Origin of the sequence: Simplicispira hankyongi, assembly GCF_003570885.1 — a bacterium.
Lineage (GTDB): Bacteria > Pseudomonadota > Gammaproteobacteria > Burkholderiales > Burkholderiaceae_C > Simplicispira > Simplicispira hankyongi.
In genome coordinates this window covers 99,082-121,779 of record NZ_QXJC01000010.1, presented here as the reverse complement: position 1 = coordinate 121,779, position 22,698 = coordinate 99,082, and the positions used below count along the sequence as shown (strand labels likewise).

Annotated in this window: 22 protein-coding genes; 11 read left to right on the top strand and 11 right to left on the bottom strand. The window is 62.5% G+C overall.

Features of this window, described 5'->3' with window-relative positions:
- Positions 1-10: 10 nt before the first annotated feature.
- Genes imuA through D3F03_RS15785 form a run of 3 tightly spaced genes read left to right on the top strand, consistent with a single transcriptional unit; the run spans position 11 to position 5,202 of the window.
- Entirely contained in the window at positions 11-802 is a 792-nt protein-coding gene (gene imuA, locus D3F03_RS15795; RefSeq protein ID WP_119110392.1) for a translesion DNA synthesis-associated protein ImuA, read from the top strand.
- A gap of 25 nt (positions 803-827) precedes the next feature.
- Positions 828-2,069: a Y-family DNA polymerase gene (locus tag D3F03_RS15790; RefSeq protein ID WP_425453151.1), complete on the top strand. Its 1,242-nt coding sequence runs from the start codon at positions 828-830 to the stop codon at positions 2,067-2,069.
- Positions 2,070-2,079: 10 nt separating this feature from the next.
- Positions 2,080-5,202 (top strand): error-prone DNA polymerase, encoded by a 3,123-nt coding sequence (locus D3F03_RS15785; protein WP_119110390.1) that lies wholly within the window; start codon positions 2,080-2,082, stop codon positions 5,200-5,202.
- A gap of 4 nt (positions 5,203-5,206) precedes the next feature.
- Here D3F03_RS15785 and cho read toward each other — a convergent pair whose 3' ends face one another.
- Positions 5,207-6,100 (bottom strand): excinuclease Cho, encoded by an 894-nt coding sequence (gene cho / locus D3F03_RS15780; RefSeq protein WP_119110414.1) that lies wholly within the window; start codon positions 6,098-6,100, stop codon positions 5,207-5,209.
- Between the two features lie 375 nt (positions 6,101-6,475).
- Here cho and D3F03_RS15775 point away from each other — a divergent pair, with 375 nt between their 5' ends.
- The 3 genes from D3F03_RS15775 to D3F03_RS15765 all read left to right on the top strand — a co-directional run bounded on the left by D3F03_RS15775 (position 6,476) and on the right by D3F03_RS15765 (position 8,411).
- Positions 6,476-7,117 carry an SOS response-associated peptidase gene (locus D3F03_RS15775; protein WP_119110413.1) on the top strand — a complete coding sequence of 214 codons (642 nt, stop codon included), beginning with the start codon at positions 6,476-6,478 and terminating at the stop codon, positions 7,115-7,117.
- 24 nt (positions 7,118-7,141) lie between these two features.
- Entirely contained in the window at positions 7,142-7,378 is a 237-nt protein-coding gene (locus D3F03_RS15770) for an integrase core domain-containing protein (protein ID WP_119110389.1), read from the top strand.
- A gap of 373 nt (positions 7,379-7,751) precedes the next feature.
- On the top strand, positions 7,752-8,411 hold the full coding sequence (locus D3F03_RS15765; protein ID WP_245960658.1) for a hypothetical protein: 660 nt from the start codon (positions 7,752-7,754) through the stop codon (positions 8,409-8,411).
- 118 nt (positions 8,412-8,529) lie between these two features.
- Here the strand turns inward: D3F03_RS15765 and D3F03_RS15760 are convergent, their stop codons facing one another.
- The 7 genes from D3F03_RS15760 to D3F03_RS15735 are packed head-to-tail and all read right to left on the bottom strand — an operon-like array spanning position 8,530 to position 13,288.
- Positions 8,530-8,910: a hypothetical protein gene (locus D3F03_RS15760; RefSeq protein ID WP_119110388.1), complete on the bottom strand. Its 381-nt coding sequence runs from the start codon at positions 8,908-8,910 to the stop codon at positions 8,530-8,532.
- Positions 8,907-9,218 carry a hypothetical protein gene (locus tag D3F03_RS17535; protein WP_342769331.1) on the bottom strand — a complete coding sequence of 104 codons (312 nt, stop codon included), beginning with the start codon at positions 9,216-9,218 and terminating at the stop codon, positions 8,907-8,909. Before D3F03_RS17535 ends, D3F03_RS15760 begins: the two co-directional genes overlap by 4 nt.
- A 42-nt stretch (positions 9,219-9,260) precedes the next feature.
- Positions 9,261-9,506, bottom strand: a complete 246-nt coding sequence (locus D3F03_RS17530; RefSeq protein ID WP_342769330.1) for a hypothetical protein — start codon at positions 9,504-9,506, stop codon at positions 9,261-9,263.
- A 14-nt stretch (positions 9,507-9,520) separates the two neighbouring features.
- The gene (locus D3F03_RS15750; protein ID WP_119110387.1) at positions 9,521-10,315 is read right to left on the bottom strand and encodes a metallophosphoesterase; all 795 of its coding nucleotides are present in this window, start codon (positions 10,313-10,315) and stop codon (positions 9,521-9,523) included.
- On the bottom strand, positions 10,312-11,124 hold the full coding sequence (locus tag D3F03_RS15745; RefSeq protein WP_158606174.1) for a metallophosphoesterase: 813 nt from the start codon (positions 11,122-11,124) through the stop codon (positions 10,312-10,314). The genes D3F03_RS15750 and D3F03_RS15745 overlap by 4 nt, the downstream gene beginning before the upstream one ends.
- Before the next feature lie 53 nt (positions 11,125-11,177).
- Positions 11,178-11,834: a metallophosphoesterase gene (locus D3F03_RS15740; RefSeq protein WP_119110385.1), complete on the bottom strand. Its 657-nt coding sequence runs from the start codon at positions 11,832-11,834 to the stop codon at positions 11,178-11,180.
- Positions 11,835-11,845: 11 nt separating this feature from the next.
- Positions 11,846-13,288: an AAA family ATPase gene (locus D3F03_RS15735; protein WP_119110384.1), complete on the bottom strand. Its 1,443-nt coding sequence runs from the start codon at positions 13,286-13,288 to the stop codon at positions 11,846-11,848.
- Positions 13,289-13,922: 634 nt separating this feature from the next.
- On the opposite strand from D3F03_RS15735, the gene D3F03_RS17570 reads away from it, so the two are divergent.
- From D3F03_RS17570 to D3F03_RS15710, 5 genes are all read left to right on the top strand, one after another.
- On the top strand, positions 13,923-14,405 hold the full coding sequence (locus D3F03_RS17570; protein WP_119110383.1) for a helix-turn-helix domain-containing protein: 483 nt from the start codon (positions 13,923-13,925) through the stop codon (positions 14,403-14,405).
- 144 nt (positions 14,406-14,549) lie between these two features.
- Positions 14,550-14,717 carry a hypothetical protein gene (locus D3F03_RS17245; RefSeq protein ID WP_158606173.1) on the top strand — a complete coding sequence of 56 codons (168 nt, stop codon included), beginning with the start codon at positions 14,550-14,552 and terminating at the stop codon, positions 14,715-14,717.
- Entirely contained in the window at positions 14,714-15,616 is a 903-nt protein-coding gene (locus D3F03_RS15720) for a TnsA endonuclease N-terminal domain-containing protein (protein ID WP_119110381.1), read from the top strand. The genes D3F03_RS17245 and D3F03_RS15720 overlap by 4 nt, the downstream gene beginning before the upstream one ends.
- Positions 15,607-17,865, top strand: a complete 2,259-nt coding sequence (locus D3F03_RS15715) for a DDE-type integrase/transposase/recombinase (protein WP_119110380.1) — start codon at positions 15,607-15,609, stop codon at positions 17,863-17,865. Before D3F03_RS15720 ends, D3F03_RS15715 begins: the two co-directional genes overlap by 10 nt.
- Positions 17,858-19,144, top strand: a complete 1,287-nt coding sequence (locus D3F03_RS15710) for an AAA family ATPase (protein ID WP_245960657.1) — start codon at positions 17,858-17,860, stop codon at positions 19,142-19,144. The genes D3F03_RS15715 and D3F03_RS15710 overlap by 8 nt, the downstream gene beginning before the upstream one ends.
- On the opposite strand, the gene D3F03_RS15705 is transcribed toward D3F03_RS15710, so the two are convergent.
- The 3 genes from D3F03_RS15705 to D3F03_RS15695 form a co-directional block, all read right to left on the bottom strand.
- The gene (locus D3F03_RS15705) at positions 19,114-20,499 is read right to left on the bottom strand and encodes a TniQ family protein (RefSeq protein ID WP_119110379.1); all 1,386 of its coding nucleotides are present in this window, start codon (positions 20,497-20,499) and stop codon (positions 19,114-19,116) included. The two genes, D3F03_RS15710 and D3F03_RS15705, sit on opposite strands and share 31 nt — an antisense overlap.
- A 19-nt stretch (positions 20,500-20,518) precedes the next feature.
- A complete protein-coding gene (locus D3F03_RS15700; RefSeq protein WP_119110410.1) occupies positions 20,519-20,848 on the bottom strand; it encodes a helix-turn-helix domain-containing protein in 330 nt (109 codons plus the stop codon).
- 66 nt (positions 20,849-20,914) lie between these two features.
- Complete coding sequence (locus tag D3F03_RS15695) at positions 20,915-22,648, bottom strand: TnsD family Tn7-like transposition protein (protein ID WP_119110378.1); 1,734 nt, start codon at positions 22,646-22,648, stop codon at positions 20,915-20,917.
- Positions 22,649-22,698 lie beyond the last annotated feature (50 nt).

Here is a 22,698-nt window from a genome sequence, read left to right as displayed (position 1 = left end):
GCAGTCGCCCATGTCCGTTCCCGCAGCTTCCCGCCCCTTCGACCCTGGCGTGCTCCCGCGCCATGTGGCCGATGCTGTCTGGCGTGGCTGTGAAGTCGGGGGTGCTGCGGCACGCACTGTACCGACCGGTTTCGGGGCACTTGATGCGCAGTTGCCCGGTGGTGGCTGGCCCACGCACAGCCTGACAGAGCTGCTCCTGCCGCAGGCGGCGCTGTGTGAATGGCGCCTGCTGGGGCCTGCGCTCCCGGCGCTGGTGCAGTCCGGGGGACGGATCTACCTGATCGCCCCTCCCAAGCAGCCGCATGCACCGGGGCTGGCGCAACTGGGGGTATCGGCAGACCAGTTGATCTGGGTGCGGACCACCACCCCCATGGACGGTCTCTGGGTCACCGAGCAGATCGTGAAGTCCGACCCCACGGGCGCCGTGCTGTCCTGGCTCCCCCAAGCCCGGCCCGAGCAGATCCGCCGCTTGCAGATCCATGCGCAGTCCTGCGATGCGCCGGTCTTCTTGTTCCGGCCTGTGACCGCGCTGCACGACGCCTCACCGGCTCCCTTGCGGGTGTGTGTCGCACTGGCCGATGGGTGGCAGTTGGAAGTTCGTATCCCCAAGCGCAGAGGCGCGTCGTTCGACGAACCCCTGCACCTGGCCGCCATGCCTTTGAACCTGGAAGGCGTGCTGCCACCCAGATTGCGGACACTGCCGGCTCCCACGGCAGCGCCATCGCGCAAGGAGTCCTCCGATGCTCGGGCATTGGGCCGCGTTGCTTCCCCTTTCCCTGCCGCCGAGCCCCTCTCCCATTGATGCGGCATCCCTCGGCACCTGGGCCTTGCAGTTCACACCCCGGGTGGCTCTGCTGGAGGAGGCCGTGGTGGCCGAGGTGTCGAGCTGCGCACGGCTGTTCGGTGGCATGGAGCAGTTGCGCCTGAAGGTGCAGGCCGGGGCCGAGGAACTGGGCGCCCGGGTGGCCTGGGCACCCACAGCCACGGCGGCCTTGGCCCTCGCACGCCAGGGCGCGGGGCCTGCGGAGCGGGATGGGTTTCGTGGCCCGTTGACCGGCATCCTGGACCCGCTGCCGTTGCACGCCATCATGGCGGTGGGCCAGCACCACGCCACGCTGGCGCGCGTGGGCTGCCACACCCTGGGCGATGTGCGTGCGCTGCCACGCGGCGGTCTGTCACGCCGTTTCGGCAAGGCGTTGCTGGTGGGACTGGACCTGGCCTACGGGCTGCGGCCCGAGGCCTACGCATGGATTACTCTGCCCGAGACGTTCCATGCGCGGCTGGAGCTGATGTCGCGCGTGGAGACAGCGCCTGCCCTGCTCTTCGGCGCCCGGCGCCTGCTGGTGCAGATGGCCGGCTGGTTGGCAGCGCGCCGACTGGGGGCCACCGCTTTCACACTGCGCTGGTGCCACGACGTGATGCGCGCCAAGGATGCGGGCACCGGCGGCGAGATCACGGTGCGCACCGCCCAGCCCATGCAGAACGTGGAGCACTTCTCGCGCCTGCTGGCCGAGCACCTGGCCAAGATCACGCTGCTGGCGCCCGCCGGGGACATCGAATTGCTGGCCAGCGAGGTCACCCCCTTCGTCGAAGAGTGCCGATCGCTCATTCCCGAGACCCTGCGCCAGGGCGCAGACAGCGATCTGGCGCTGGAGCGTATCCAGGCGCGGCTGGGCCAGGCCAGCGTGCAACGCCCGGTGCTGTACGCCGACCACCGGCTGGAATGGATGCAGGGCTGGAACAGCGATCCGGCCCGACGGGTCCGGAGCCAGGGCCAGGAGCCCCGGCATGCACTGCCTCTGCCCACCTGGGTGCTGGAGAAGCCACTGCGCCTGATCGAACGCAACCACCGGCCGCACTACCAGGGACCGCTGCAACTGCTGCTCGGTCCGGACCGGGTCGAAGGCGGCTGGTGGCACCGCAGCGGCAGCGGTGCAGAGGCCCAGCCGCTCAATGTGCAGCGGGACTACTGGCTGGCCCTGAGCCCGCATGCGGGGGTGCTGTGGGTGTTCCAGCAACGCCTGGCGCGGGACCAGACGGCGTGGTTCCTGCATGGCAGCTTTGCGTGAGGTACCGGCGATGAACCGCCCCCCACGATCGCTGCCGGACTATGCCGAGCTGCGCTGTATCTCGAACTTCACCTTCCTGCGCGGAGCCAGCCGGCCCGAAGAGCTGGTCGAACGCGCCAAGGAACTGGGCTACCGGGCACTGGCGATCACCGACGAATGCAGCATGGCCGGTGTGGTGCGTGCCCATGTGGCAGCCCAGGCGGTGGGGCTGCCCCTCCTGCTGGGCTCACAGTTTGGCATCCAGCCCCGTGACGAGGGGGAGGCTCCGTTCACGCTGGTCCTCCTGGCGCAGAACCTGCATGGCTACGGCAACCTGTGTGCCTTCATCACCAAGCTACGGCGCGCTTCCGAGAAAGGCAGCTACCACCTGACCCTGGACCACATCACGGGCGCCGAGTTGGCGGACTGCCTGGCCCTGCTGTGCCCGGACCGCCAGGCCACCGATGCCCAGCTCGAAGCCATGGGGCGCTGGGCGCTGGGGCATTTCACGGGTCGGTGCTGGATCGGGGTGGAGCAGCTGCGGCGCCTGGACGATGAACTCTGGCTGCACCGCCTGCGCGCCCTGTCGGAGCTGACGGCGCTGCCCCTGGTGGCGGTGGGCGATGTGCACATGCATGTGCGCTCGCGCAAGCCGCTGCAGGACGTGCTCACGGCCACGCGCATCGGCAAGCCACTCACGGAATGCGGCCATGCGCTGCAGCGCAGCGCCGAGCAGCATCTACGCACGCGCCTGCGCTTGGCGCAGACGTTTCCTGCCGAGCTGTTGGCCGAGACGCTGCGCGTGATGGCGCGCTGCAGTTTCAGCCTGGACGAGCTGAAGTACCAGTATCCGGACGAGGTGGTTCCGCCAGGGTACACGGCCGCCAGCTATCTGCGGCAGATGACCTACGAGGGCGCGGGGCGCCGCTGGCCGCAAGGCATTGCTGCCCCGGTGCAGGAGCTGATCGAGCACGAGCTGGCCCTGATCTGCGAGCTGCGCTACGAGCACTACTTCCTCACGGTGTACGACATCGTGGCCTTCGCGCGTTCTCGCCACATCCTGTGCCAGGGGCGCGGCTCGGCCGCCAACAGCGTGGTCTGCTACTGCCTGGGCGTGACCGAGGTGGACCCGGCGCGCATGTCGGTGCTGTTTGAGCGCTTCATCTCGAAGGAGCGCAACGAGCCTCCAGACATCGACATCGACTTCGAGCACCAGCGCCGCGAAGAGGTGATCCAGTACCTGTACCAGAAGTATGGGCGCGATCGCGCCGCCCTCACGGCCACGGTCATCAGCTACCGCCCCAAGTCGGCGATCCGTGATGTGGGCAAGGCCCTGGGGTTCGATCTGGCCACGGTGGATGCCATCGCCAAGGGCCAGAAGTGGTTTGACGGCGCGGGCGTGCGCCAGGAACGCTTTGAGGAGCTGGGTATCCCAGCGGACGACCTGGCCGTGCGCCAGCTCATCACGCTCACGCAGCAGCTGATGGGGTTTCCGCGCCACCTGTCTCAGCACACGGGCGGCTTCGTGCTCACCCGGGGTTTGCTGTGCCGGATGGTGCCGGTGGAGAACGCCTCCATGCCCGATCGCACGGTGATCGAATGGGACAAGGACGACCTCGACGCCGCCGGCCTGCTCAAGGTCGATGTGCTGGCCCTGGGCATGCTGTCGGCGATCCGGCGCGCACTGGACCTCATCGGCCTGCGGCGCGGTCATGTCTTTGGGATGCAGGACATTCCCGCCGAAGACAGTGCTACCTACGACATGGTCTGCCAGGCCGACACCATCGGCGTGTTCCAGATCGAGAGCCGGGCCCAGATGGGCATGCTGCCGCGCCTGCGCCCCCGGTGTTTCTACGACCTGGTGATCGAGGTGGCCATCGTGCGGCCCGGACCGATCCAGGGCGGCATGGTGCATCCCTACCTGAACCGGCGCCAAGGCAAGGAGCCGGTCACCTACCCCAGCGAGGCCCTGCGCGCCGCGCTGGGCCGCACGCTGGGCGTGCCGGTGTTCCAGGAACAGGTGATGCAAATCGCCATGCTCGCGGCAGGCTTCACGCCCGGCGAGGCCGACGGTCTGCGCCGCGCCATGGCGGCCTGGAAGCGCAAGGGCGGGCTGGAGAAGTATTACCACCGGCTTGTCGATGGCATGACCTCCCGGGGTTATGCGCTGGAGTTCGCCGAGGCCATCTTCGAGCAGGTCAAGGGGTTCTCGGAATACGGTTTCCCGGAGAGCCACGCGGCCAGTTTCGCGCTGCTGGTCTACGCCTCGGCCTGGATCAAGCGGCACGAACCGGCGGCCTTCCTCGTGGCGCTGCTCAACAGCCAGCCCATGGGTTTTTACACGCCGAGCCAGTTGGTGCAGGACGCGCGCCGCCATGGCGTGGAGGTGCGGCCCGTGGATGTGATGCACAGCGCGCTGGAATCCACGCTGGAAGACCTGCCCGCCACCCCTGCCGTGCGGCTGGGGCTGCACATGGTCCATGGCCTGCAGGCCATCAGTGCCGAGCGCATCGCGGCCGAGCGCGCCATGGCGCCCTTCGACAGCACCGAGGAGCTGGCGCGTCGCGCCCGGCTGGAACAGCACGAGATGAAGCTGCTGGCGGCGGCCGGTGCCCTGGCGACGCTGTCGGGCCACCGCCGCCAGCAGGTATGGGAAGCAGCGGCCCTGCATGCGCCACCCGCACTGTTGCAGGATGCGCCGGTGGACGAGGAGTTTCTGGAACTGCCCGCCGCGCCCGAGGGCGAGGAAGTGGTCTGGGACTTCGCTTCGGTGGGGCTGACGCTGCGCAGCCACCCCATGGCCTTGCTGCGGCGCAAGCTCGACACCTACAAGCTCCAAACTTCCGAGGATCTGCGCCGCATGCCCGATGGCAGGACCGTGCGCACGGCCGGCATCGTCACACTGCGGCAGCAACCCGAAACGGCCAAGGGCACGGTGTTCGTCTCGCTGGAAGACGAGCACGGCAGCACGCAGGTGATCGTGTGGAAGCATGTCCGGCAAGCACAGCGGCAGGTGCTGCTGGGCGCACGGCTGCTGGGGGTCAAGGGGCGCTGGCAGCGCGAGGGTGAAGTGTGCAACCTGATCGCTTACCGGCTGGTCGATCTGTCACCGCTGCTGGGCCGGCTGGCAACGGAGAGCCGGGACTTCAGGTAGGCACTCAAAGCAGGATGATCTCGGCGCGCCCGCTGAGCAAGGGCTTGCACAGGATCTTGTAGCCATCGGCGTCGAACCCCGCGCTCACCCTGTCCAGGGCCGCCGCCTCCTGGCGGTCGGTCACGCTGCCCAGGTAGCACCAGTGGCGCAGCACATGGATCTGGAAGTCGTGGGGGTGCGGCGGCTGCGCGGATTCGCTTCGCTCGGGCACGAAGCGCTCGACCAGGCCAATGGCACCCGGATAGGGCCAGGTGGCGATCTGCAGGTCTTGCAGCGCGGTGAAGAGCCGCTGGCGGTGTGCGCCCGGCGATTCATCGCCCCGGCATACCCCCGCGCACTGGCGCAGCATGGCCCGGAAGCACGCCTTGCCGGGCGGGAGTTTTTCTAAACCGAGCGCGCCGTAGCAGAGCTTGTGCAGGTCCGCGAGGTTGCGCAGTCCATCCTGCGCCGCGCGGTGGCTGCTGAACAGGCCGTAGAGGCCGGGCTCGGTGGCGAACTGGATGTCCTTGGAATACACCACTTCGGGCCTGTCGCCGTCCATGCGCAGCGCACACAGCTGGCGGCTGCGGCGCAGCTTCTGGTTGAACAGCGGGTGCATCTGCTTGATGAGGTGGGCTTCGAGCAGCAAGGCGCCGATTTCGCCAGCAGTGCGGACATGGATGATGCGCCGGGTCTGGCGCAGCATGCGGGCCTCATCCGCCGTGCGCAGGTGGGCCAGCAGGCGGCTGCGCAGATTCACACTCTTGCCAATGTACAGCGGCAGGTCTCCTTCTTCGCCATGGAAGATGTAGACCCCGGGTGCCGAAGGCATATCCGCGATGGCCTCGCGCAGGTGGGCCGGGTATTCGTAGATCCGGGCCTCGTCGAACTCAGGACGGCGGCGTGCGGGAATGTGCATGGCGACGCTCAGGTCAGGGATGTCGGGGTGCTGGGTGCCGAACGCCCTGGCGCTGCGGCACGGCCAACATGCGCCTGCCTCCATGCATCACAGGCGGGAAGTCGAGGCACGGAACGGGAATCATCAAGGACGGGAAGCATGGTCATAGAGCCCGGAGGGACAAGGCAGAAGTGCACCAAATACTGTTTTTAGATACAGTGTATTCCTAAGCCATGCGCATGGGCCTATCCCGACCACGGGGAGTGCCCATCATTTAAGCGCAGCGCTGCGGACCAACACTGGCGCGGCATGCGCGGGTTATCCCGGCAACTATCCACAACCTTGGCCCCAGCGACTGGGGACAACTACGCACCACAGGACGATAGGAAGCAAGGCATGTGCAGCCACTACCAAGGCATCAAGCAGGAAGAAGCCTACCGTAAGGTCTTCAGGGCCGATCCGCCCGCAGTGGAGGGCAAGGAGGACATGTGGCCGTGCTACCAGGGCAGCTTCATCCGCAGGCATCCGCATGCCGAGGTCGGTGATGACGCTGTACCGCCCAGAGAAGCCCTACTCGGGCAGTACGGTCTCGTGCCGCACTGGGCTGATGATCTCAAACTCGGCCGCAGCACCTACAACGCACGGTCCGAAACAGTCGCCACCAAGCCGAGCTTCCGAGATGCCTGGCGCCATGCACGCCACTGCATCATCCCCGCCATGGCCATCTACGAACCGGATTGGCGCAGCGGCAAGGCCGCCCCCACCCGCATCAGCCGCGCCGATGGCCAGCCCATGGGGATCGCCGGGCTGTGGGATCAGTGGAAATCTCCTCGGGGTGAAGTCGTACATAGCTTCACCATGCTGACCATCAATGCCGACCACCATCCGCTGATGAACCTGTTCCACAAGCCCACGGACGAGAAGCGCATGGTGGTGATCCTGGAGCCAGAGCAGTTCGATGACTGGCTGCAGGCTCCCGCGAGCTGCAGCATGGAGTTCCTGCGACCCTTCCCGGCAGAGAGCCTTCGGGTGGGATAGAAGCCCGGCCGTCGAATCAGCCCCATGTGCTGCAATCTTGCGGCGCCGCTGTCGATTCGCCTGGACAACGGCCCGGAGTTCATCGCCCACGCGCTGGCCCAGTGGGCTCAGAGCAAGAGCATCGCCCTGCAGCACATCCAACCAGGCAAGCCCACTCGAAACGCCGATGTCGAACGATTCAACAAGACCTACCGCACCGAGGTGCTCGACTGCTACGTCTTCGACAGCCTGCAGGAAGTACGAGACATGACAGCCGACTGACTGCGCCGCTACAACCACCATCGACCCCATGAAGCCCTCGGCCGCATCCCACCTGTCGAGTACCGTGTCAAACTATTTCCCAACTTCTACTTTTGACTGGCTCAGGAATTCGAGGGGATTTCACAGAAGAGTGGCGGGCCGCGCTCACGGCGCTGCCGAAGGAGGGTTGGCAGGAGTCAGCGCAGGCGCTGGTGCAGGCGCTCGAAAGGGCCGCTGATCCGGGACGGGGCTATCACTAGAAGGTGTCTATTTCCCAAACCAGGAGCAGTCCAGACACAATTGGAGCCACAAACGGTCGCCGATCGCGCTCCGCGCAGGCTGTGTCGAACGCCAGCCGCCACGCATTCACGTCCTTCCCTGGAGATGGAGCCGCATGAAGAACACACACTATGAGCATCTGGGCCGGCGCATGCGTGAGTACCACCGCACGCATCAGTGGCGATTGTCAGAAGGCGGCCTATTCATCCCCCATGCCTACAGCAACGTGGGACCAGAAAGCCTGTCCTATTGGGATGATGTGGGCTTCATCCTCAATGGGCGGCGCATCATCGTCCGGTGGCAGCACCCCCGCCATGTTTATGCGGACGCCATTGCGACCATGGCTTGGAAAGAAGCCGGAGATGACCCACATGAAGACTGGGTCCGTGAGAGCGGCACCAAGAACTACAAGATGGTCGGCAAATCCGCCAGACGCAAAAAACAGAGCGGCTACACGATCGGATCAGCTCCTGAGGCACAGTTGCAGTACTACACCAAGCTGCAGCAGATCGAAGACCGAATGACCCGGGAGGGGATCGCTTTGGAGGTCCGACCTTCCTGGAAATGGACGCGCCTGCGTTGGGCGATGGGCGTTGAGTTGGTGGCGCCGCTGGAAGTGCGCAACGAGAAAGAACTGGCGCAGGTCGCTTGCCTGGCCCGTGGACTCATCCTGCAAAAAACCACCTTGGGCCAGGAGTTTCCAGGCTTTGTGTACGACCGGGCCAGCTGGTTGAACGAGCAAGCTGCGCTGAGTTCCTGCTCCGACGGGCACTAGTGCGTTCACTACGTCAATTCAGAATCAGAAACCGCCAACCCGGCCCGCGCGGGCACGGTCCAGTCCGGGCCCATCGCAACCGCAGCAATCAAGACATCACCCGGCTTACTGCATTGCCTCACTGCAAAGGAGGCAGAAGCACCGCGCTCCCTGCCGGCCAGGCACCCGCATCGATGGCATTCCAGATGGCCTGGCTCACGTCGCCCGAGATCATCAGCAAGTTTCGCAAGGCGTTGAGCTCTATCAGGGGCCGTAGCAACTCATCTTCCTCGGGTGGAGCGCACAACCGATAGCTGCGACCCGATTCCGTTCTCACCATCCCCCGCGATACCTCCATGCACTGCAGTCTGGATGTCACCCGCAGAGATCCCGAATCCAGCTGCGCGGCCAGGTGCATGTCCCCATTGCCCCGGACCAGGATGCGCCAGTGGTGGAGTTCCACGCAGGGCTGTGACTCCACGTCCGGGGCCAAGCGGTCGTTCAAGAACTGAATCTTCATGGGCGTCCCACCCACCACTGTGCAAATCCCAGCAGGTCCGGGTGGTTCGAGTCCACCAGGCGCAGTACATCCGCGGTGTTCGGACTCCCATGGGGCCCCCGCATGACCAGCGCCTTGTGAATCCCCGCCTCCACCCCCGCAAAGTACGGCCCGTAGTCATCCACGAACGCCACGGGTCGCAGGGACCGCAGCGCTGCCGCCTTCGGACTTCCCTGGTCTGTCCCATGGCCCGTGGCGATGACCCTCTCGATCGGAAACCCCAGCCTTTCCAGGTTGCGCCGGCGCATGGCGGCGAACCGTTCCTCCAAGGCGGTCACGCACACCAGCTCGTAGCCATGGCGCGCCAGCAGCTAGCACGCCTGCAAGGCCCCCGGCATGGCGGGCATCGCGCCCCAGAACCTCTCGTCGAACTGCGTGCGCAGCGCCTGCAGCTCCTGCCCTGACAGGCGCGGCACGCCCCAGCGCTCCATCGGCCAGTAGGCCTGGGGATCACGCTCCATCGGTTCGATTCCCGTGTGCCGGGCCCAGGCCCGTCCATACGCGGCCCCATAGTCCAGCAGCACGCCATCGGCGTCCAGTGCAATGATTCCTGTCATCGCCCCCTCCCGTCTCACAGCTCCACCACGAAATCCGCCCGGAACGCCTGGTTCTCCATGCCCTGGCCCAGGAGCTTGTACCCCCGGGGGTTGGACAGAACCCGCGTCCCACGCACCCCATAGTCCACGCTCTCATGCACATGGCCATGGATCCACAGCCGGGACCGGCCCATCAGCGCCTCCAGGTCGCTGGCGTAGCACGGTGACAGCCTGTGCCCTTCAAACTTGGGAGGGATCGATCGTGGATGTGGCGCATGGTGGGTCACCACCACGGTCTGCTGCGGATCGCCCTGACCGAGCTGCTCCTGCAGCCACAGGCGGCTGGCTTCGTGCCGGCGCGCCGCCAGCGCAGGAAACAGCCGGTGCTTGATCTGCCAGTACATCTCGGACGAAGGAGAGACCTTGATGCGCTTGTAGTCGTTCATGCTGTGCCGAGCGGCGTGCATGGACTCCAGCTTGGTATCGGCGCCGGCCAAGGCAAAGTCTGTCCAGAGGGTGCACCCCAGGAAGCGAACGCCAGCGATCGTCACGCTGTCGTTCTCCAGGTAGTGGATCTCGCGCTCGGCCGCCAGGGTGCGCATGACATCCTGGTGCCGGTCCCAGTGCTGGCCGTAGAACTCGTGGTTGCCATCGACATAGACGATCGCCGTGTCCGGGAACGCCTCCCGGGCCCAGCGCAGCCCATGCGCCCCTTCCGCCACATCCCCGGCCAGAACCACCACATCGATGCCACGCAGCACCTCGGGAGGCAGCTGGTGCTCGAACGGGTGGAGATCCAGGTGCAGGTCGGAGTACACCAGCATTCTCATGGCGAGACCTCCCCTGGCGCGTCGCCGCGCACCCAGCGCCCATCATGGGTCTGTTCCATCAGCAGCCCGGCATCAAACTCCCGGTTCTCGTATTCCCCATCGATCCACCCCAAGGGGTAGCCCCGGGGGTTGCAGACCACCCGGCAGCGGCCCACCCGGTAGAGGTGCGAGGAATGCGTATGGCCATGGATCCACAGCCCGGCCTGGTCGAGCAGCGCCGCGGGCAGCTGCGAAGCAAACGCCGGGGTGCAGGGATCGTTCCTGTACCGGGCCGCCGTCGACCTCTTGCTCGGGCTGTGGTGGGTCACCACCACCGGGCGCTCTCCCTCATCGGACCGCGCCAATTCACGTTCCAGCCAGGCCCGGCTGGCCTGGTGGCGCTCGATGGTGCGCTGGGGCGTGCAGCCTGCGATCCGCCGGTAGTCGGTCATGAACTGGCGTGCCGCGGCCATCGCAGCCTCGACAGTGTGCTGCCCGAAGTACGCGAAGTCGGTCCAGAGGGAGGTCCCCAGGAACCGCACGCCTTCGAGCGTGACGGCATCGTTCTCCAAAAAGTGCACCTGGTGGGCCAAGGCATCCTTGCGGAGGGCGTCGAGCGTGCGGTCCCATTCCCCCCAGTAGAACTCGTGGTTGCCCGCGACCAGGACCACCGGCTTGTCTTCGAAGGTCCGGCGCGCCCAGGGCACCACCTCCCGTCCCTTGTGGATGTCGCCGGCCAGGACCACCACGTCGGCGGCAGCGGCCGCGACCAGGTTCGGGCTGAAGGGAGAGAACTCCACATGCAGGTCGGAGAGAACAAGCAGCTTCATGGGCGACTCCAGGGTGGACGGCGGAGGGGAGCAGTCCTTGAGCGTGCGTTGGTTCAAAGGCATAGCAATCCTTGGGTGACATCCCAGCCGACATTGACGAAGTGGGTCCGCTGCGTGGCGGGCAGTACTTCCCGGTGCAGGTGCCCGTGGTAGTTCAGCAGACGCTCGGCCTTGTGGTCCACGGTCGCGGGGTAGTGCGAGACAAACACCGCCTGGCCACCCACGCCCTGCCAGTGCAGGAAGGGCACCACGGCCTCGAAGAGCGGCGAGCCGTCCGGGGTCTGCTCATCGAGGTACAGGCACCGGCCATTGCGCTTGAGGTCGTGGTTGCCCAGCACCAGGACCTTGCGGCCCGGGATGCTCCGGATCCAGGCCATGGCCTCATCGTGGTCGCCCATGGCCAGGTCGCCGACGATGACGAGCCACTCCCTCGGCTGCACCTTGGCCAGCTGGGCCTGCAGGTGCCGGTTCATCCCGGTCACTTCCGCAAACGGCCGGTTGCAGTAGTCAATGATGTTCCCGTGCCCCACATGCAGGTCCGAGGTCATCCACACCCGCTCGCCACCATCGAGGGCTTCCTGCAGGGACAGGCTGATCCTGCCGATGAGGGCCGGATTGGCCAGGGCGAGCATCGTGCCGTGCACCTGTGGGCGCGCGCGCTCGGTCGCCAGCAGGCGCTTGAAGAGCTCCAGTGCATCGTCGTACGTCATCACCGGCTCCCTCAGTGCAGCCAGCCACCCGAAGGGGGGCCATGGGGGGCGTTGCCCGTGTCCTCCCGGTCCAGATCGGCCATGAGCATGTCGGTCGGGAGATCGCTCTGGATGATGGCGCGCCGCCGGTGGGCCAGCGCCCGCGCGTAGCCCTGCTCCAGCGCCTGGATCTGCTCGCGCGCGGACAGATGGGCCACCGCGCTGACGATGCGCGGCCCCGGAGGGTCGAACAACTCACTGCCCATACGCTGGTGCACGGAAGCGGCCACCACCTGGGCGGCCCGCAAGGCGGCTTCGCCCGTCGGTGCCTCGATGCTGAATTCCCGAAACCGGGAACGCACGGGCGCCGGAACCCTCCAGGGTTCGTTGGCCGTGGCGATCCACACGACATGGCTCGCGTCGACTTCCATGTCCACGCTGATGTCTCGCACCGCCTTGGCCGTCACCGGTTCGAGCAGCACGTGCAATGGGGCGACAGGATCTGCGCGTCCTTCATGCCGGGCCTTGTCGAGCTCATCGAGCAGGACGACAGGCGAGGCCGAGTCGCCCAGGGCCAGCATGTCGAAGACCAGGCCGAGGGAGGTATTGGCCCAATGCTTGTCGCTGCCCAGCAGCGCCGCGTCGGTGACGCCGCCGTCGAAGCCGTGGCGGCGCACAGGGAGGCGCAAGGCCTTGGCCAGTGCGTGCGTGAAATGCGTCTTGCCGATGCCCGGCGGCCCCAGCAGCAATAGCGGAGGGATCGTCATGGACTTCTGGCGGGCCAAGGCCAGGTTCAGACTCTCGCGCACCAGGTCCAGCACCCCCCTGAAATGCGGCATCTGCTGCCGCAGGTGTTCGAGCGAGGCCAGCACCTGGTCGTGCTCGCGCAGCGGGTAGCCCACGGTGCGCAAATGGCCCTTGGTCGCGAGCTTGAGGTAGAGCTCCTTGTTGCTCTTGTGCACTTCTCTGTCAGGCGTGCTGTGGTTGCGCGCGATGAGCTGGAGCGGCGCGTCCCAGGCATACACCGGGACGCAGGGCACGGCCAACGGGCCGCGTGCCTTGAGGACGCGCTCGAAGGCGCGCTGGGGGCGCTTGGCGACGGCCTGGGCGCGCATGCGCAGGAATTCGTGCTCGACTTCCATGTCCAGTTCGCTCAGAGGGCCCTTGGGACGTGCTGGCTCCACATGGGTCAAGGCCTTCTTGGGGGCCACGGCCCCCCGGTCGGTGGAAGTCGTCGCTACTCGACTGGGCATCGGTGCCAACGTGGTGCCAGGGGGAGGCGCAACAGACTTGCTCAGTGCCTCGCTGGCCCGCTGGTTGCGTTCCTGCTCCTCGCTCTCGTCCATGACATCCCGGGGCAACAGGATGCGCCATTGATGCACATGCGTGCCATCGAAGTGGGTCAACTTGCGCAGGGCATAGCTGGCGGGCTCCGGGGGATCGGCTGGGCTGTTGCTGGCGGGCTTGAGAGACATGGCGGGCTCCTGTGAAACGGGGGGAGCCCGGGGGTCATGTCATTGGCTGGTGCCAGGCTCCGCGTGGTTTAGGACAGCGGGCTGGCGGGGGAAGGTGGACTAGATGATCACCACTCGCGCGCGGCACGCCGGGGTAGCTATGGCTACCCGAATGGCAATGCGAATGGAGCGCGGGGTGGAGAACAACATGCGATTCATGATGCAGCACGAATGGTGAGTCGTCAAACAGCACGACATACCCCGGTGAACTGAAGGTGTACCTCTACAGGGACTGGGTGCGGGAGCGAAGGTCCCGCCGCCATGCGTTGAGGTTTTATGTGGCAAACATCTGATTCGTACCAACATCGCGGCGCGAATCAACCGCAGTTGCTCATTTCAGATCAACACAAAGTAGGGCAGCGCCCAACACTGATAAATCGCCAAGTCGGTCCAAGTCGATGCTTTGAACAACAGCTGCGTTGCACAGCGAGTTGCGTCCCAGATCCCCATGCTCACCCCTAAATCGCCATGAACATTTTGTGCGTCAAACTATGTTTATGCAAACAAAATGTCCATCACAGCATAATTTTTAGCAACTTTTTTGCGTATCGCATAAAATTTATGCACTTCACCTGCCATCAATCAATGTGGCCCCATGACTTCGCACGCTCGCCCCACGACGACTCCCAGCAAGTATCGAAACAATGGCCGTCAGCTTGTTGAGCTCGCTGGCTGCCATGGCCAGCGCTGCCCAAGTCAATATGTCGCCACGGATGCAAAGACCTTTGGCGAACTCCTGTTTGTCCTTCGGAGCAGGCAACGAATGACTTTGCGTTGTCTCGCCGAGAAAGCCAATATGGCAGCGTCTCTAGTCAGCGAATTTGAGAACGCACGGCGCCCGCCGCCTGGTGAGTTGGTTGTATCTCGACTGACTCAGGCCCTCGAACTACCCCCAGACGAAGCATTGCTTCTCGCCACACTCGCCTCGCAAGAGCGCGGTGGAATTGGGCTGCGCGTCGCGCGTGCAACACCACGGCACGTGGCGGATCTTCTCCGAGACATCGCCTGCATGGGCCAACAGTTGTCGCCCGCGCAGGTGCGTTCAATTCGTCAATCCTTGGAGGTCGCTATGCCATAGAAAACGGCAGGACCCCTTTTCAGAAGCCCCGCCGTCCGGGTGCTCAGACCGAAGTCTTCGCGAGTCGCAACGCTAGATTATCAGATCTGACGCACGGTTGGTGGAACTGTTCGCGCCTAACAGGCGAACATGAAAGTCAGATCCATGAAAACCATCACTTTTCGCGGTGAGGTCTTGGCTCGCCCACGCCAAGCTCCGCACATCAAATTGGCCCCCGGTTCTGTGCCGAAACGCTATCCGACCAAGCCGCTGCATGCAGCACAGACACTCCAGTCCGATCGCCTCCTCCACGACGTCGAGGTGCAGCAATGAGGACCGAAAAACGTTTCACTCCGAAGGTCCTCGAACGCTTTCTAAGGGAGGGACGAGGCACCGGCAGCTATGCCGACTACATACCCTGGCACAGGGTATCGCGAGGCGATCCATCCAGCAAAGGGCGTTCCCATTTGATCGTCTGGCGCGACCGGCAGCGCGAACTTCTCTCAGACCAAGAATGGGGGGGCCTGAATTTCGCAGGCCTGATTCCGAACTTGGTCGACCTCGCTGAGCAGTTTCCGCTGAACCAGGAAAGTGCCCCACATGACCTCTCTCGTTGGCATGTGGGTGAGGGGCTAAAGCAATTCCCTGGGACACGAGAGATTGCCGAAATACTTGGCATCAAACACCCAGCGCTGGCTGACGGCGACCAAACCCACATATGGACCAGTACCACCGACTTGCTGTTGATCCTCCGAAATCAACACGAAAGGCTGGAACTTCTCGCAGTTTCCTGCAAACCATCGAGCGTCCTCACCGAACGCGCCAAGGAACTACTGCTCCTGGAGAAGACCTACTGGGCGCACCGGGGCGTGGATTGGCTGCTCATCACTCCAGAGCAATACGAAAAGAGTGTGGCCCTTACCCTTCGCCGAACTTCACCATGGGGATTCGACGATCCAGCGTCCGAGAGGGAAATACGGATCGCGTGCCAGACGGCTCGCTCCATGCCCTCGCACCCGTACTCAGATGTGATTCATCAGCTCACAGATAGCTTCGGCGGTGAGACACAACGACACGCAGCGCAGCGAGCGCTGTGGCAAGCAGTATGGCATGGTTTGCTGCCTGTCGATCTCCGTCGGGGATGGAGGCCTTCCCAACCTTTGACCTTGCTCTCTGTAGAAGCGTTTGCTTCTCTGAACCCCATCTTGGCGCGGAGGTCAGCATGCATCTGATGCCCAACCAGCTGTATAGGTTGATTACGGATGCTCACGGGCTCTCCGCAGGAATCTATCGAATCGTCGTGGATGACACTATCGCTGAGTTCATCTACTGTGTGTTGATCAAGCCTGACACACCGCCCGTCAAAGTTCGAGGCGGCCGACCAAAATTTGAGGTACTCAAGCGGACAAAACGCTTTCCCAAACCACCTCTCGTGGGGGCTTTGCACAAAGTGGGGCGACAAGATTTCTTTGCTCTGATTGAGAGCCATGAATTGATCTCTCTCAGCCTGGACCTCCCAGGGCTGTACTACACAAAGATTGATCAACCGAGCGCGGCCAACGCCTTTGACAAACGTTGCCGAATCATGGAGCAGTTCCTCGATAACGAAAAGCTCAAAGAAAGTGTTCTGATCCACGGCAGCCTTGCTGGCCTGGTGCAGGACGCAGTCCAAAAGCACAAGGTGAGTAGATCTCATGTCTACAGGCTCTGGTCTGTACTGTGCATATGTGGGCTTACACAAACCAGTCTTCGGGCACGATGGGACAAGTGTGGAGCACGTGGCAAGCGACGGGATCTTTCGGCCACCGGTACAAGGAAAAAGGCGGGAAGAAAGTCATTCTCACAGCGGCTCTCCAAACTGATATTCGGATGCTGGGGAGAATCCATTCAACCCGGCATGAGCGAGATGTGGCGCGCAAGTATCACCTCAGCCGACAAGCACATCGCCCTCCCCAAGCCTTCGATGCCAGAGCGCTACAAGCGCATCATTGCAAGCAACTTCACTACCGCAATGCGCCTCGACGAGCGCGGCAATATCGTGGCGGTAGAACTGACGAAGGGTCAGTACCCCAACTATCAGCAGGTCAAGCGGGTACTGACGGAGGATGTCGAGGAGATTGAGCGCATACGGGAAAAAACCAGCAAAGGACACTTTGAACGTGCTCTTCGAGGTTTTGTTGGATGCAGTTGGGAAGGATCCGAAGGCCCCGGGCTGATATACGCCATCGACTCCACCATCGGGGATGTCTACTTGAGGTCATCGATCGATCCCACCTGGATCATTGGCCGACCGATCGTGTATGTCATCGTGGATGTTTTCTCGACAGCCGTTGTGGGTTTCTATGTTTGTCTGACGGGCCCCAGCTGGGATACAGCCCAGGTGAGCATCTTCAACACGGTTGCATCTTCCGAGCTCATGAGCGACCTCTGGGGATACGACATGCGACAGTCGTTATTTCCGGCACCTACCCTTCCTGCAAGGCTGCTATGCGACCGTGGGGAATATCTGTCCAAGCGGGCAAAGGCCACGGGTATGGACTTGCGCACGACGCTCAGCTACACCGCGCCCTTCCGGCCCGACTTGAAGGGCGTGGTGGAAGTTATGCATCGCATCATGAAGAACGTTCAGTATCACTTCATCCCTGGTGCCATGGACGCCCGCCGCAAAGAGTACGACTTGCGCCGTTCAAACCCTGCGGCAGCAACCATGTCGGTACGCCAGTACATGCATTTTCTGCACGAGTGCTTCTATGTCTACAACCTGACAGCGGACCGAAGCAAGCGCCTGGACGCCCACATGATCGCGCTGGGGGTGTACCCCAGCCCTGCGGGGATTTGGCACTGGGGACATGCAATGGGAATTGGCTTCTCGCGCGCGCAGTCGCAGGCGGAGTTAATTGCTCAGCTCCTACCTGAGGCCAACGCGCGTGTTACCAGAAACGGCGTCATGTTCCGAACCAATCGGTACAGCGCGCCCATCGTTGAAACTGAGCAATGGACAACTCGCGCCCGATCCGTCCGGGGTAGCTGGGAAATCCCGGCGCAGTACTACCCTGGCTCGGTTTCGCGCGTCTGGACGCCCTACGAACGCGGAAACGGTTTTATCGATCTCACTCTCTCAGACCACTCCCGCGCAGATCCTGCGCTTACTCATGACGAGCTGGTTGATGCTTTTGCGTTCCAGAAGCTCAAGGCAGCAGACGTACAACACCAACGCGTGCAGGAAGCGGTGCTTGGATATCACCGTATGGAACTCATCCGGAAACAAGCCGTTGAAGAAACTCGTGCTGCCCGCCGACGCGCACGTGGACTCACTCCTACGATCCGTGAGGCTCGTGCAATCGAAAATGAGTTTGCAGGTCAACAGATGGTGGGTGAAGTCCGAGGTACGGCGAAGACACTTTCGGAGTCCACATCCAACTATGACGCGATGATGGGGAATCTTTGCCAAGCCATGGATGCGGAGGCCATGCATGACTAAAAGTGCATCCGAAACCGCAGGAGTGCACGACCCTTACGCCGGAAACACACTCATCGCCCAACTCGGACCGATGCGTTCACGCCCGGAGGCGGCCAAAGCTTTGGTGGAGTTTCCACCTCGTCCCCCCAAAGACATGGCCTCTATTCCGCGCCACGTCCGCCTACACATGTTGATGAGTGTGCGCGATCTGCACGTGCCTAGCATGGAAGAGCTGCAGTTGTACGAGACGATAGACATGATGATCCGGCAGAACTACCACCACCTGCACCCGTCATCCTCCCACACATGGAGCCTGATCAGCGGCGAGGAGGCTCGCTACAGACCACCCGTGACCGCACCGACGTATGGGGCGGCAGTCGTTGGCGTTTCCGGATCCGGAAAAACGCAAGCGATTCGTAGGTGTCTCACCACGTTTCCCCAAATCGTCCAGCACACTTCATTCTTCCGGATGGTCAATGGTCTGCAGCAGGTAGTGTGGCTCTCGTTGGATGTACCGGCGGGCGGCAAAGCTACCGATCTCGCAGCAGCGCTGATGGCGGCATGGAAGAAAGCAACGGGCAGCACTCGCTTTGACAAGACGCTGGCCGGTGAATGGCGCAACGGGCCGCAAATGCTGGACGAGTGGCGTCAGGTCGCTTCCAGTCATTTTCTGGGCCTTCTTCACCTGGATGAGATTCAGAACCTGTTCAAGCTCCCCACACTTAAAACTCGAAGAAGGAGCAAACCGGGAGAGCCTCCGCCAGAACTGCGTGTCATCGATGATCAGTCCCTCAAGTGGATTCTCACCGCACTGAACGAATGGCAGATTCCGTTGCTGGTGTCAGGCACGCCGGATGGCTTCGGCGCCCTGACCAAGCGCCTGAGCAATACCGAACGCATCGTCACATCGGGGTATCACTCATTCAAGCACTTCTGGGGAGACCATGATGCCGCTTTCCGGCAGCATTTTCTTCCAAGGCTCGGGCACTACCAGTTCGTCGCTCGGCCCATGCCTATCACGGGCGAGTTGGGTAATCTGATTCTCGAAAAGACCGCTGGCGTGCAGCGTTTGATCATTGCACTCTGGATTGCAGCGCATCGGGTGGCCTTCGAGCGTAGCGACGACGACCTTCGCCTCGATGATTTCAAGGTCGCCGCGGACACGTATCTCTCGCCCGTGGCCCAAGCGGTAGCAGCGCTGCACAGCAATGATCCCCGACGGCTCGCCATGTTCGAGGATCTTTCTCCCGAGGATCACAGCTTCTGGGCTCAGTTCTGGAGCAGTGTTTCACGCAGTTGATTGACGGAAGGTGCGGCCGCAGTCGCCAGGCGCTGATGAGGCAGTAGCCCTTTCGCTTGCCGTGCCCTTGGCCGGATCCTGGTCTTCGGAGTCATCCGAACAAGGGCCATGGCCAGGTTCGGGCCGCACTGACGCATCAGCGTATCGAAGCGCGCTTCTGTCATACCGGAGATTTTCAGGCATGAGATGTAGGAACGCTTATCCAGGTAGTACGCCCGCAAAGCAGCAACAGCGCCGATCTCCGACGTCGCATCACACTCAGGCAGGCTGGGCAAACCGAGATCGCACAAGGTCTTGCGGACCACGTGAACCGGTAGCTCAAGCAGCCGGGCAACCTCGGCATGCGCGCCCTTCGCAGCAGCATAGTACCCAAGGAGCTCATCCATTTCCGGAACACTGTGCTTCGCTGATCGTGGACGCCTGGCAGGTACCACTTTTCCATTGCAAGCGTCAACCAGTGCATTGATGGCCTGGTCGGCGCTTTCAAACAGCACTGACAGCACCAGTATGTATGCAATCACAGACGAAGCCGACTTGCGCAAGTAGAGCGTCCCATCCACTTGGTGGAGATACGCACCCGGAGCTTTTACGACCAGTTCATGGAACACGGTGCTCAGCCACTGCTCAGGAAACAGCTCTTTCATGCGGTCACTGATCAGCGTCCCTTGCTTTGAAGAAGCGTTGGCCTTGAAACTCTGCTCACTTCCCGCATCCCGGAGCAAGGGGGCGATGAGAGCGACGTCCAACGGCGCTGCACGATCATAGAGCGCAGCAGCCAGCTCCAAGAACCGCTCTACATAAGCGTTGCCGATGGCTGGTTTCACCCACTCTTCTGGGATCTGATCTGCAACCTCCATAGCCATGGAAGGGGATGCAATAAATGGATCCGCTGAAGCAACGAAGTACAAAGGCGTCAAATGCTTGGGACACCATATCTGGCCCGGTGTCTGCAGATCCCGACGCCAGTAGCTCGTCCCATGAAAACGAATATCTGCCTCCACGCATTCCTTGCAGAAGAAGGCTACCTGGCCTTTGCGCAAACTGGCGCTGTTGTAAAGCAGCGACCTTCTTTCTTCACCACCATGGACAAGGCTTGGAAAATAGGACGTGATTCCCCTGCGCAACGGCAGGGTCGTGTGGCGTTGCGCAAACTGTTCTGAGTTCATTCCGGCCATGCGGCCAAGCAGCTCATGCGTCGTCACTTCACGGCGCGTCCGCCCTTCCTCGCCCAAGTGCGCTGCAATCGCCTCGACCATGTCCTTCGGGGAACTGTACCGGTTGATCCGCATGATCCGCCCCAAGTAGCCGCGATCCATCTCCTCTGGCAAGGGTGCTGGCTGCACAAGCATATTCATCGGCCACCTCCTGTTCAAGTCAGACGGGTTTGAGGATCGCCAACGACCGAATCACGGCGGCCAAAGCCTTGGCATGCGACGCGGATCCATCCCACGTAGCCTGAAGCGCCCCAATCAACTCGTGATTGCCTCGCACAGCATCGGCACTGATACCGCCCTCCAAGCGCTCCACAAAAAGACACACCTCTTCAAACAAGCGGGAAGCCCTCACGCCCTCTCCGTTGAGGATGCGGCTGACCTGCGATTGGCTGGCCCCCACATGAGCGGCGATGTCGGCTTGAGCAATGCCATGCGCTGCACAGATGCGACGTGCATTGGCTGCTCGTGCCTTAACTTCCAACTCGATCATGCAATAAGCATAACCCATTGCATATCCGCATATCAACCCGTGAATGCAGATAAGACAGTGCTGGCATCAGCGAAAAAGATCCTGGGGAGAGCGATGCGCTGTCAGCGCCGCCTTGATGGCTTCAAGGGTTCGGGGTAAACGGTGCAGTGATGCCTGCTTTGCGCGTAGGTCAGGTATTTGCTGGCACAACTGCCAGAAATGGATGCGCCTCACGTCATCGTTGTCCATGAGGCGCAGAGCGGCTTTGCGCACCAAGTCGCGCAGATGTTCGTCTCTGGCCTGCCAGTCGACAGAAGAATGCCTTGGACGCTGCGCCACAGCGTCTGGTCTGTGTGCATCCAGCCATGCGCGGTCGTTGCGATAGAGCCAGATATAGGTGCGGGGATCCAGCTGGCGCATCCATTTGATGCCGAGACATCCGGAAGACTCCAGAAGTTGAAGCCACAGGGACCGCGAATGGGCTCTCATCTTTTCGCTTCGCGCCTCGGCCCAGTCCGCATGCAACCTGGTGTCACTCAGCAACAGCCGAGTGATGGTCCCGACGGAGACGCCCGCTCGAGAGGCTACCTGCGCCTTTTCCGCACCTTTGCGCAGCTCCCGGAGCGCCTTGGAACGTACTTCTGCCGAAAGTTTCTGGGGCCTACGTGACACAGCGATTCCAGCCCTTGCCGCCCAGACCAGAGCTGTTTGCGGATCAACGCCCACCAAGCTCGCTGCCTTGCGCACCGAATGTCCTTGATCCCGAATCAGTCTGCATAGGTAGTCCATTCGTAAATCAACGACAGGTGCTACCGGCGGAGAACCGTCTTGCGTGCACACCGCACCATTGCCTCCTTCGGACCTCACGAGATCAAATCGGTGGCCATCGCCAAACAGCCAATGAATTAGCAGGATGTGTCTGAGCGGGTGTGTACCAGTGCGAGGTGGTCGCAGCAGGCGACTCAGCTGCGCCCTCATATCCGCGTCGTTTTCGGCGAGCGCCGCGAATTCTGGGATGTGCCTGAGCGGCTCGCAGTAGTTGAGAAAGGCGGGCACGATCTGTGCCATGCGCAGATTGGCAGCACCAGCGATCCAGCTACGCTGATGCAGCTCCGGGCGGTAGACCTCGTGGAGTTTTCCAAACTGCAGTGGTTGCTTTGATCCTGATTGGATGAGGTGCTCAACGAGTTCAGCGAGACTCAAGAGCACCGAATGAGAACTTGCCTCTTCAGGCGCCGCACATGCAGGATTCAATTCGCTCAAGCGAGGCAAAAGCCATTGAAAGCGATCTACTCCATTGGCTTTGAGAGCGGACTGCAAGAGCGGTTGCTGGTGTGTTGTGCATATCCATACGCCGGGAAACTGGTGCTTCAGATGCCAGTACGCCCATCCAGTCTCGCGTAGGTCCTTTTCCATGCAGTGCGGGCATGCTTTGAGGGGATGGTTCGCACGAAAGCGGCTCGTGAGGATACCCAGGCGCAGCTTCAGATGGGCCACACTGGCGCTGGACATGCACGCGACTGCGTTTTCTGTCTCGGATGCAGGAGTGAAGGCAGCGTAGAACTTGAGCAGTGTCCGCTCTTTCGCTATGGAATCGACTTCGCCAAGGAATCGGTTCGTGCGCTGCGCGAAGGCACCCAGACTGTTAGGTAAATCATGATGGGTGCCAGCGCGTGTACTGCCGAAGATCAGTTGGCAGGTTTGCGCAGATGTGACGTGCCCCCAAAGCTGGTGATGACGGCTTACGAGACTGAAGAATGTCTCGTCAGGCAGCCAGGACAGAAGTTGGTATCCGGGAAAAAGCCTGTCCGTTTCTGGCATTACGGTAGGCTATTCCGAACGAGGCCGCAGCACAAGGTGCCTCGCTTAGG